Here is an 11989-nt window from a genome sequence, read left to right on the forward strand (position 1 = left end):
CTTTTTACATGATACAAGGAAAAAGGCTCAACTTCAAGTGCCAGCAGTGTTTCCCTTAGGTTTTCTCATCAGAATTTATTAACATACTTTAGGATAAAACAGCGGTAACTTACTACTCGTCTCTTTGTAACCAAGCTTTTTTCTCTTTTTCTCTTCAGATTGATGAAAACATTAAATTTTTCTAAACGATGATGAGGTCAAAAAAGTATGAAAGAAAAGCCACCTGACCTTATCTATCATACTTTTTTGAAACTATTCGTTACTTTCTGAGGTTTCTTTTAAACCATTGAATAAAAGATTTAAAATAATTGCGGTAATGCTGCTCATGACAATTCCATTACCAGTAAACATGCTAACAGTTTCTGGTACTTTATTAAAGAGCGTCGGCATAATATTAAAGCCTAAACCAAAGCCAATTGAGATGGCAATAATTAATAAATTTTTGTCATTTGAGTAGTCAACTTTTGACAACATACGCATTCCTTGGACAGCCACCATTCCAAACATAACCAGCATTCCGCCGCCTAAAACTGGCTCTGGGATAATTTGGGCCATCGCACCAATTTTTGGTAATAAGCCTAAAATAATTAAGAAAAAAGCAGAAAAATAAATTGGTCGACGTGTTTTGATCCCAGATAATTGAACTAACCCGACATTTTGAGAGAAACCTGTATAAGGAAACGTATTAAAAATCCCCCCTAAAATGACGGCTAAACCTTCTGCATGATACCCACGACGTAAATCATCTTCGCCAATTTTCTTCCCTGTAATATCTCCTAAGGCAAAATAAACACCTGTTGATTCAACCATACTAACAATTGAAATAATAATCATCAACACAATAGAAGAAAGATCAAACGTTGGTTTGCCAAAATAAAATGGCTGTGGAAAATGAAACCACGTAGCTTGACCAACAGGAGACAAATCCACTAATCCCAGAAACGCAGCTAAAATTGTGCCGCCGACTAGGCCGATTAACACGGCAATTGACTTGATAAAGCCACGTCCCCAAACTTGCACAACAATGATTAAGGCAATTGTTACAAATGCGAGTAGCAAGTTTTTAGGATCACCAAAACTTTTGTCCGTTGCTAAGCCGCCACCCATTTTTTCAACAGCAACAGGAATTAAGGTCAAACCAATAACTGTAATGACTGTGCCGGTGACTAAAGGCGGAAATAGACGTTTAATTTTTGAGAAAAATCCTGCAATAAGAACGACAAAAATGCCCGAAGCAATAATTGAACCGTAAATTGCACCAACCCCTTTGTTCGTACCAATCATGATTAAAGGCGCAACTGCTTGAATGGCACAACCTAAAACGACTGGCAAGCCAATCCCAAAAAACTTATTCACCGTTAATTGTAAAAGTGTCGCAACGCCGCACATAAAAATATCGATTGAAATCAAATACGTCATTTGTTGCGAATCAAAATTCAAGCCGGTTCCGATTAATAAAGGTACGGCAACTGCTCCAGCATACATCGCTAATAAATGTTGCAATCCTAAAACGGCGGCTTTCCCATTTGGTGTTTCCGTCTGTTGTGGTGTATTCAATTGTTTTGTTTCCAAGATTATGCATCCTCCTCTAAAAACGTCACCGTTCCTTCACTTAATGAAGCAATACGTGCTAAAGAGACTACATTTAAGCCCATGTCTTCTAATAACTGACGACCATCTTGGAATGATTTTTCAATTACGATACCAATTCCTTCAACCTTTGCACCAGCCTGTTGGCATAATTCTACCAATCCTTTGGCAGCTTGTCCGTTAGCTAAAAAGTCATCAATAATCAACACTTTATCAGCATCAGATAAAAATTTTCTTGAAATGGAAATTTGACTTGTCACTTGTTTTGTAAATGAATAAACTGAAGCCGTTAAGAGCTCTTCATCCATGGTTAAACTTTTTGCCTTACGAGCGAAGATCATTGGCACGCCTAATTTTTGCGCTGCGTATAAGGCAGGAGCGATTCCTGATGCTTCAATTGTAATTACTTTGGTAATGCCTGCTTCTGCGAAAACCTCAGCAAAACGATTACCCATAGCCTCCATTAATTCTGGATCCACTTGGTGCGTAATAAAACTATCTACTTTTAAAACACCTTCACCTAATACACGGCCATCATTTTTAATACGTTCGACTAATTCCTTCACAATATGAACTCCTTTACTTATTTTTCGATAGATGCTTTGTTCTCATCCTGAGGAAAGGACGGTTCGTTAAAAACGAACGAAATAAAACAAAGTGCTATTTATATTCGTGTTCTAACAAAAGAAAAAAGCCCATTTTGCCAAAGCAAAAAAGGGCTATCCGCTCTTCTTCACTTATAGACCAGCATTTACGGTGCTGGGTAGAGACGGTCAACCGTATTTTGACCTTATACAAGCTTCTATGTTTCTCTAGGATAGTACAAAAATCTCTAACTTTCAATGGTTTAACAACTTTTTTTCATTAGAATTTTCAAATAATTGGTTCATTCTTCCATTGTTCCGTAAAAGCGAACATTAAATAGTCAAAAAACGCTTTGGCAGTCTATCCTGCCAAAGCGTTTTTTTATTCTTCATCTGTTGCTTTTTCTTGTTCACGATATTTTTTCATTTTTTTGCTGAATAATTCACCGTTACTAGGGGGCGTATATGTAATAGCATTCGCTCCGGCGATAATGGTTTCATGAATACTCGATTCAGTTGGTCCTCCTGTTGCAATAATCGGTAATTCTGGATACTTGCCACGGAAATAGCGTACAGTGGTTGCAGTGTCTTTTCCTGCACTGATATTAATCATATCCACGCCAGCCGCAAGTTTTTCATCAATTGGCGTATGAATAGAAGTTACTGTGCTGATAATAGGAATATCGATTGCTTCATCCACCATTTTAATTGTTTCAATTGGTGTAGGACCATTCAAAACGACACCCATTGAGCCTTGTGCTTCTGCAAATAAACTCATATAAGCAGAACGCATGCCTTGCGTTAAACCGCCGCCGACTCCTGAAAAGACAGGAATATCCGCTGCTTCAATAATGCCTTTTGTAATCGCTGGATGCGGTGTAAAAGGATATACAGCAATCACTGCCTGTGCATCCGTATTGCGGATAATCGCAATATCTGTCGTAAAAATAATTGATTTTATTTTACGGCCAAAAATTTTAATACCACTGGCTTGCCGAATAATCTCTGGCATTTTTACAATATCTTGTTTCAGCGGCGTCATAATTTCTGGAATCCACTTTTCGCTCATTGTCATCGTTCCTCCATGCTTAACGGTCGTATTTATTTAAATTGTATTCTTCAATTACATGAATGATCTTATCAGCGTATGTAGGATCCGTTGCGTATCCAGCATCTTGAAGCGCTTGTGCAGCCTCTTTATAATTTTTGGCTAACAAGACTTTTTCATATAAATTTGGATCCCAATCGACCCCATCAACAAATAACTTGGTATGATCTCGCATGGATTCTTCCCAATTGTCATAAACTCGAAAATCACCCTGAATCGTAATCCAGACCTCATTGACATACTCTTTTGTTTCTAAATTGACTTTTGGTTGATTCCCATATGCTTTAATCCCAAAAAGATTGTTATATTTCGATGCTAATTGACTTTGTCCAAAATTTGATTCTAAAACTGCTTGCCCCATAATAATACTTGGTAATACCCCGTAAGATTCTTGTAATTCACGTGCATACGGTGTGATTTCAGCAACAAATTCTTCTTTTGAGATGTTTTCATTTTGGCGATTGACTGACTCGCTTTGTCCCTTATCTGAATCAGAAAGGACAGATAACGAAAAGACAAAGGCCAAACCGACGACAACTACGCCTAAGAATAACTTTGGCAAATTCAGCTGCTTTTTTCTTTTTTTCTGATAGTTGCTCACTTCATTAATTCCCCACTTCATCTTTTATTTTCCGATAAAATGTTTCACTATCTTTCACTTTCGTGATTGATTTCATTTGTTACTATAACCGAATAATTGTATCATTTTCACAGAAAATTATCAACTTTCATCACTGCTTACGCTCGTGATTTCAGTACTTGATTCAGTGGTAGCAGTTGAAGAAACTGTACTACTTTCAGAAATTTTAGTGGATGATTTCACTGTTGTTTCAGTTGATGTGTGAACAGATTCTTCAACTGGCTTTTTGCCAAAAAAGACAAAAATTACCGCACCAAACATAATAATCACAGATAAAATCCCAGCAATTGTGTATTTCAAAAGACCATCCTTCCTATTCGTTATTCACCTACGTAAGTATCCATCAGATTTTCATTGACCCAATCTAATAATTCAACTTTTGAACCTTCCAATTGTCGTTGAATCGTAGCTGGTAACCGGAATGTAATAATATCATCAAAACCCCATTCGCCATAGGCCAGCGTCACTTTCAAATCAATATAACCAGCAGCAATTTCTTGTTCCTGTTTATTGTTAGGAATCAATTCTACAACGCCCAAATCAGATTGTAGCCATTTTTTGGCAATTGTTGTTTTTAACCGTTTATATTCCGAAACAGCTAGGTTACGTTTTTCCGGAAATAAGATGGTTTGGCGGAGTATTTTTTGAGTCAGCATCCACTCATAATCCGTAAACAAATTCTTAATTTTTTGCATGACTTCATTGTCCAAACCAAATTTTCCTTCTTTCCAAGCTTGCCAATCGGCTGCTTGAATTTGATAAGCGGAGTAAAAATTTTCTTCTGTTTGGTACTGTTCAATAATTGCGTCAACAATAATATCTACATAAACTTGATGCATAATCATTCGCCTCCATTTTCTATTTTACTGAAATTCTCTAAAAAAAGCATCTTTTTATCTCTGGATTTTATCATATTTACAAAATTGTCCTTGTTTTCTAATTTCTCTTGTTTACAGTATAATAAATAATGAAGAAGATTTGAAGAAATTGCATAGATTAGGAGGACTTCTTTTGACAAAAAAATTATATCAATGGGGCATCGTAGGATTAGGTGGGATTGCCCACGAATTTGCTTCAACGTTTAAACAAGAAACTAGCCAACTTGTAGCTGTTGCTTCACGGACATTGTCTAAAGCAGAACAATTTGCCGCTGATTATTCAATCCCTAAAGCCTATGGTTCTTATGAAGAATTGCTAGCAGATGAAACAATCGATGTTGTTTATATAGCAGTGCCAAATAAACAACATGCTGAACACATTTTAAAAGCGCTCCAGGCCGGAAAACATGTGTTGTGTGAAAAAGCTATTACGATGAACGCGGCAGAATTAAAACAAGCCTTGGCAGTTGCAGAAAAAAATGACCTTATTTTAGCAGAAGCCATGACTATTTTTAACATGCCACTATACGACGAATTACGTCGCTTGATGGATGCTGGCAAATTTGGTCAGTTAAAAATGATTCAAGCACCATTTGGAAGTTACAAAGAACCCGATCCTAAAAATCGCTTTTTTAATCCTGACTTAGCAGGCGGCGCATTGTTAGATATTGGTACTTATGCGGTTTCGTTTGCTCGTTGGTTTCTCAGCTCACAGCCAGACGTTTTAGCTTCTAGCATGGTTCCTTTCTCTACTGGCGTTGATGAACAATCGGTGACATTGCTTCGGAATAAAGAAAATGAGTTGGCTACTATTTCATTAACATTCCAAGCAAAAATGCCAAAGCAAGGAATTGTTGCTTTTGAAGATGCCTATATTACCATTACAGATTATCCACGTGCAGATGAAGCGATTGTTCACTACAATGACGGTACGGTTGAGACCATCGTTTCTGGGTACTCAGCTGAAGTCATGAATTATGAAATCTACAATATGGTTGAAGCAATCAAAGGTACACAACCCAACCGCTCCTTATTTTTCACGACAGAAGTCATTGATATTTTGGACCAGATGCAAAAATTATGGCAGAATTAAAAAAAGAACTTCGGCTTTTGCTGAAGTTCTCTTTTTTATTTGTTCTCTATGGATAAATACGGTTTAACATACGTGGGAACGGAATCGCTTCACGAATGTGTTCATTACCAGTAATGAACGTAACAGCACGTTCTAAACCTAATCCGAAGCCAGAATGTGGCACAGAACCGTATTTACGTAAATCTAAATACCAGCTGTACTCTTCTTCTGATAAGCCAAACTCAGCTACTTTTTCTTTCAAATAATCATAATCAGTTGCACGCTCTGAACCACCGATAATTTCACCATAACCTTCTGGTGCAATTAAATCGGCACAAATTACAACATCTTCACGTGTTGGATGTGGTTTCATATAGAAGGCTTTAATTGCTTTTGGATAATTTAAAATGAATGTTGGAACGCCATAGTAATTTGAAATAAAGGTTTCATGTGGGCTACCAAAGTCTTCGCCCCATTCAATGTGATCATAATCATTGTTTGCTTCTTCTTTTTGTAATAACTCAATCGCATCATCGTAAGTAATACGTTTGAATGGCTCCGAAACATATTTTTCCAGTAACGCTGTATCACGTTCTAAAACATCCAATGGATATTGTTGATTTTTCAATACCGATTTAATTAAATGTTTTACGTAGGCTTCTTGAATATCTAGTGATTCTTCATGAGTTGTGTATGCCATTTCTGGTTCAATCATCCAGAATTCCGTTAAGTGACGACGAGTTTTGGATTTTTCCGCACGGAAAGTTGGTCCAAAAGTAAAGACTTTTCCAAATGCCATCGCACCAGCTTCTGCATATAATTGACCTGTTTGTGATAAGAATGCTGGTTGTCCGAAGTAATCTGTTTCAAATAATTCTGTTGTGCCTTCTGGTGCTGAGCCTGTTAAAATTGGGCTATCAATTTTAATGAATCCTTGTTCGTTAAAGAACTCGTAAGTAGCACGAATAATTTCGTTACGAACTAACATGATCGCATGTTGTTTGCTTGAACGTAACCATAAATGACGATGATCCATTAAGAAATCTGTGCCGTGTTCTTTCGGCGTAATTGGGTAATCTTCTGAAGCGCCAACGACTTCTAAATCAGTGATATCCATTTCATAGCCGAATTTAGAACGGCTATCTTCTTTGATAACACCAGTAACCATGACTGCTGTTTCTTGTGATAAATGTTTAATTTCTTGGAATTTTTCTGTACCAGCTTCTTCACCAAAGGCTTCAATGAAGTTTGGTTTGAACACGACACCTTGGAAAAAGGCTGTCCCGTCACGTAATTGTAAAAAGGCAATTTTCCCGCTTGAGCGTTTGTTAGCAATCCAAGCGCCAATTTTTACTGTTTCTCCAACATGTTTGTTTGAATCAATAATTTGAATTTGTTCCACGTTTGTCTCTCCGTTCATTTCTTAGTTTATTCTTTTAGGCGTTGTGCTGAATTCGTTTCTTTTCTATAAAGTCATTCATTCGCTCAATCGCTTTTTCTAACGTCATTAAATCTGTCGCATAGCTCATCCGCACATGTTCTGGTGCACCAAAGCCCTCTCCCGTTACCAGAGCAACATGCGCTTCTTGTAATAAATCTTCCACCCAGTTAGTCACGTTATCATACCCACAAATTTCTAACGTTTTTTTGACATTCGGGAATAGATAAAAGGCGCCTTCAGGTTTTATTAGCGAAACACCTGGCAAAGCTGCTACTTTTGGATAGATATGATTCAGGCGTTTTTCAAAGGCCTGACGCATGTCTTCAACTGTCGACTGTTCACCTGTTAAAGCCTCAATTGCCGCATATTGGCTAACTGCGACTGGATTACTGGTGGATTGTGAAGCGAGTTGTGTCATTGCTTGAATAATTTTTTCATCACCGACTGCAAAACCAATGCGCCAGCCTGTCATTGCATATGTTTTGGAAACACCATTAATAATGATTGTCTGTTGACGAATTGCTTCTGAGATGGTTGCAATTGGTGTGAACCGATGTCCATTGTACACCAAACGACCATAAATATCATCTGCAATAATGAGGATATTATGAGCAACTGCCCATTCACCAATTTGGCGTAATTCTTCTTCCGTATAAATAACACCAGTTGGGTTAGATGGTGAATTTAAAATGATTGCTTTTGTTTTGTCCGTTCGTACAGCTTCTAATTGTGCGACTGACACTTTAAATGATTGCTCTTGCGTGCTTGATACAAATACTGGCTTGCCTTCTGCTAATTTGACTTGTTCACCATAACTTACCCAATAAGGGACAGGGATAATCACTTCGTCCCCAACGTTCAAAATGGCTTGAAATAATAGATACAGCGCATATTTGGCACCATCTGTCACAATAACTTGCTTGGGTTGATAACGAAGTTGATATTCTCGTTCCACATAAGAGACAATTGCTTGCTTTAATTCAGGAATGCCGCCAGAAGGTGTGTAATAACTTGCTCTTCCATCCTCAATTGAAGCAATTGCTGCTTTTTGAATATTTTTCGGGGTTACAAAATCTGGTTCCCCAACCGTTAAGCTTAAAACATCTACACCTTTTGCTTTTAATGCTTTCGCCTTGGCGGCAGCTGCTAATGTAACAGAAGGAGTCAATTGCTGTGCTCGATTTGATACGTTCATACACCTTTCACTCCCACTTTCATCAAAACCTATCTAAATTAAATATCTTTGACAACGTTGATCTCTTCGCCTTTATCAAAGCTCATAAGATAATATGTTAGTACTCCTTGATCATTTTCGGTGACCACTTCCCATGCAGGGCGCTTATCATAAAGCCCTAACGTAGCTTTCATCACCGATTCATCGGGATGGGCTTTAGCAACAATGTCTGTTATTTGTTGTTCAGTTTGACCATCTTTTTGATTTAAGACCGTGACTTTTTCTCCCGATTTAGGGACAATCACGACAATCTCTGTGCCTTTATCATTTTTGCCGGTTAAAGTAAAATACGTATTTTTGCGTGTAAACCAGTAAAATTTATCAACTGTTTCTAAATTAGCAGAAGTTTTGGCAATTGCGGTTGCTTCTTTTTTGGCTTGAGCCATTGGTTGATTGGTTCGTACAAAAAAGATAATTATTGTTACAAGAATTGCTAAAAGGATTGCCAATAGGGTTAAAAGGACAGTAATCCGTTTCTTCTCTTTCTTTTCTTCTAATTCCTCCAAAAATCCTTCCATCCTCTCTAAACTTACTGGGTCTTATTATAGCAGAAAAATAGCGGCCTTTCACAAATATGACCTAAAAATAATCGATTATTTGTTTAAAAATTCCTTTAATTCTTCTAAAATTTCAGGCATGGGCGCTTCTTTTACTGAGAGTCCCTTAGGAAACGCTTTGATTAATCGTTTGCCATATTTTGCAGTGACTAAACGACGATCCAGAATCAGCAATGCCCCTCTGTCTTCTTCAGAACGGATTAAACGGCCCAGTGCTTGTCGCAAACGTAAGGCTGCTTTCGGTACCGCTTCTTGAGCAAATGGTTGTATCCCTTCTGCTTCTAAATACGCATATTTTGCTTGCACAAGTGGTCGTTTCGGGTTTTCAAAAGGTAAACGCGTGACTATCAATAACTGTAAAGCTGTTCCTGGTAAGTCCACACCTTCCCAAAAGCTATCGGCTCCTAGCAAGACATTTGGTTTTCCATTAGAGAACCGTTTAAGAATTTTTTCACGACTGCCGCTAATCCCTTGGGCGAGGACCTCTTGTCCTTTTTCCAATAATCTCGGCTGGACTTGATGATACACGGTGGACAATAATTCATGCGAAGTAAAAAGAACCAACATCGAACGTTCCTCTTGCGCCATCAATTTTTCAATGGTATCTGAAATGTATTGACCCATTTCATAGGAAGAGGCATTTTGAATGGCTACTGCTTCTTCCGGTACATAGACTCGCGCATTTTCTGCATAGTTATATGGCGTTGGCAGGGTTTTGAACGTCACCTCTGTTAAACCTAACCGTTGCGGTAAATACTTTTTATTGTTGCCAAACTTCAATGTGCCGCTTGTATAAATAATTCGTTCATACCGCGGATACCACTTTGTTTCAGGAAGCAAACTAGCTTCTAAGTCATGAATTTCAATCAAGCCATGGTCTTCATTTTGTGGTAAATATTCTTTTACCCAACGTGGACGCCAATCATCAAGATAAATGGTAAAACAGTGATGAATACGTTCAATTTCATCAAAAAATTGAAACAAGCGAACAAAAACGATGCGATCAGCCAAACTAAAGGTTTCCAACTGACTCATAATTGTTTGCTGTAACTTACTTTGAATAGTCAACAGCTCCTGCAGTAAAAGCTGGAGCGTTTGACTATGTTTTTCTCCCGCAGCAGATAAATAATCAATACGTTCTTTGGTTAAAAGCAACTCCTGATGGTCTATTCGCTTCTGCATTTTACTAAATAAACGATGCAGTTCAAAAAGAAAATCTTGCCATTCATCCACAAAATCCAGTAAACCTTGCTGATAAATTTTTACAAGCCGCTGCTCTTCAGAAAACTGTTGAAAAATTTGCTGTAAAGCAACAAAAAGTTGTTCTTTTTCAATAAAATGCGTGACTTGTTTTTTTAGTATCACGCTGTTCACTCGTTCGCTCGCCATCCGACTAGCGATGTCTGGTAAATGATGTGCTTCATCAATAATTAGCCACGGACTTTCAGGTAATAACGGTTGTTTTCTTAGCGACTCTTGCGCCAAAAATGCATGATTAACAATCAACACGTTACTTTGAGCGACTTTTTTATACAGATGTCTTAAAAAGTCAACTTCATAAAGTTCATCTTTTTTTGAAAGAAAATCCAATCCGCGATGTGTAACTTCTTTCCAGAATAAATGATTTAAATTCGTCAATTGTAGTTCATCTAAATCGCCCGTTTCTGTTTCTAGCAACCAGACGAGAACGCCCATTTGATAAAGAGCGTATTGTTTTTGCGGAGTTGGCTGATTCAACGTTGCCTTAAAGCGTTGTAAATCAAGATAGTGTCGATGGCTTTTAATAACAATGCCTCGTAATTTCCCTTGGCAGATTTGATTGGCTAATGGTAAATCTTTTTCCACTAATTGATTTTGTAAAACAATCGAAACTGTTGAAATGATGACTGGTTTTTCTGGCGTTGCTAAATAGCTCATCGGCAACAGATAGCCTAATGTTTTTCCCGTTCCAGTCGCCGCTTCAATAAATAAATCTTTTGTCGTTCCTTCTGTAAAATGATCATAGACTAAATTCATCATCCGACTCTGTTCCGCACGATAAGCGAAACGTTCGCCAAACAGTTTTTCTTTGGCTTTTTTAGTTTTGGGATACGTACTAGTCTGATAGAACGTTTCTTCAAAAAGAGGAACTTCTTTTTTGCGTAAAGCAATGCCACTGACCACTTGATAAGCTGGATTTAATGGTGTGACTTGTTTTTTCATTTGTTCATACGTTTGTTGAATAAAAGTACTGGTTTCCCGCGCTGTCTGTTGACTTAATTCCGCAATTTTTTCCATAGTGACTAATGGTAAAGATTTCATTTTTTCTTGAATTAATAACAAAAGTTCGGCTGTAACCTGCGCATCACTATCTGCTTGATGGGGATTCTCATGAGACAAACCTAAGCTTTCCGACAAATCACTTAAACGGAAACTTTTTTCTGTCGGTAAAAAAATCTGTGCCAATTCCACTGTATCAATGGCTGGAATAGTAAGTGGCGGCGTGCCACACCGTACCAGTTCACGAGCTAAAAAATTATAATCAAAGTGGACGTTATGCGCCACAAAAATAGTATCTTCCAGATAATGATAAATTGTATGTGCTACATCTTCAAAATAAGGCGCTTTTTGAACTTGCGTATTACTAATCCCCGTTAAACTTTGAATTTGTTTTGGTACTACTTGATTGGGATTCACATCTGTCGCAAAGTTCGCAATAATCTTTCCATCTTGAACGAGAACGCATCCAAACTGAATGATCCGATCACTTGTAGGATCTGTTCCAGTCGTTTCAAGGTCAACTACTGCATACACTTGTTTGTCTTTCAATGACTTCACGCCTTTCATTCATCTTTGAAAATTATACTACAATTTATAGGATTTTCACTAGTATTTCAAAAATTCTC

11 protein-coding genes and 1 riboswitch are annotated in these 11989 nt (G+C 37.6%); of the genes, 1 reads left to right on the plus strand and 10 read right to left on the minus strand.

Annotated elements, in window-relative coordinates; all coding sequences use genetic code 11:
* Positions 1-252: 252 nt before the first annotated feature.
* The 6 genes from IGL36_RS09290 to IGL36_RS09315 all read right to left on the minus strand — a co-directional run bounded on the left by IGL36_RS09290 (position 253) and on the right by IGL36_RS09315 (position 4767).
* On the minus strand, positions 253-1572 hold the full coding sequence (locus tag IGL36_RS09290; protein ID WP_002382793.1) for a nucleobase:cation symporter-2 family protein: 1320 nt from the start codon (positions 1570-1572) through the stop codon (positions 253-255).
* A 2-nt stretch (positions 1573-1574) separates the two neighbouring features.
* Positions 1575-2156, minus strand: a complete 582-nt coding sequence (locus IGL36_RS09295) for a xanthine phosphoribosyltransferase (protein ID WP_002356804.1) — start codon at positions 2154-2156, stop codon at positions 1575-1577.
* A gap of 154 nt (positions 2157-2310) precedes the next feature.
* Positions 2311-2408: riboswitch (purine riboswitch) on the minus strand.
* Between the two features lie 148 nt (positions 2409-2556).
* Positions 2557-3243 (minus strand): hypothetical protein, encoded by a 687-nt coding sequence (locus IGL36_RS09300; protein ID WP_010717092.1) that lies wholly within the window; start codon positions 3241-3243, stop codon positions 2557-2559.
* Positions 3244-3262: 19 nt separating this feature from the next.
* On the minus strand, positions 3263-3904 hold the full coding sequence (locus IGL36_RS09305) for a glycoside hydrolase family 73 protein (protein WP_002366997.1): 642 nt from the start codon (positions 3902-3904) through the stop codon (positions 3263-3265).
* Between the two features lie 99 nt (positions 3905-4003).
* Positions 4004-4183 carry a hypothetical protein gene (locus IGL36_RS09310; protein WP_002384259.1) on the minus strand — a complete coding sequence of 60 codons (180 nt, stop codon included), beginning with the start codon at positions 4181-4183 and terminating at the stop codon, positions 4004-4006.
* Between the two features lie 59 nt (positions 4184-4242).
* Positions 4243-4767, minus strand: coding sequence for a hypothetical protein (locus tag IGL36_RS09315; protein WP_002398042.1), 525 nt, complete (start codon positions 4765-4767; stop codon positions 4243-4245).
* 166 nt (positions 4768-4933) lie between these two features.
* Here IGL36_RS09315 and IGL36_RS09320 point away from each other — a divergent pair, with 166 nt between their 5' ends.
* Complete coding sequence (locus IGL36_RS09320) at positions 4934-5893, plus strand: Gfo/Idh/MocA family protein (protein WP_002398041.1); 960 nt, start codon at positions 4934-4936, stop codon at positions 5891-5893.
* Between the two features lie 46 nt (positions 5894-5939).
* Here IGL36_RS09320 and asnS read toward each other — a convergent pair whose 3' ends face one another.
* The 4 genes from asnS to IGL36_RS09340 form a co-directional block, all read right to left on the minus strand.
* Complete coding sequence (asnS, locus tag IGL36_RS09325) at positions 5940-7292, minus strand: asparagine--tRNA ligase (protein ID WP_002376912.1); 1353 nt, start codon at positions 7290-7292, stop codon at positions 5940-5942.
* 16 nt (positions 7293-7308) lie between these two features.
* Positions 7309-8508, minus strand: a complete 1200-nt coding sequence (locus IGL36_RS09330) for a pyridoxal phosphate-dependent aminotransferase (protein ID WP_002359774.1) — start codon at positions 8506-8508, stop codon at positions 7309-7311.
* A 38-nt stretch (positions 8509-8546) separates the two neighbouring features.
* Positions 8547-9065, minus strand: coding sequence for a DUF5590 domain-containing protein (locus IGL36_RS09335; RefSeq protein WP_002382785.1), 519 nt, complete (start codon positions 9063-9065; stop codon positions 8547-8549).
* A 75-nt stretch (positions 9066-9140) separates the two neighbouring features.
* Positions 9141-11930 (minus strand): ATP-dependent DNA helicase DinG, encoded by a 2790-nt coding sequence (locus IGL36_RS09340; protein ID WP_002398039.1) that lies wholly within the window; start codon positions 11928-11930, stop codon positions 9141-9143.
* Positions 11931-11989 lie beyond the last annotated feature (59 nt).

The sequence above is a fragment of the Enterococcus sp. AZ011 genome (assembly GCF_050548355.1).
In the GTDB taxonomy this organism is placed as follows: Bacteria; Bacillota; Bacilli; order Lactobacillales; family Enterococcaceae; genus Enterococcus; species Enterococcus faecalis.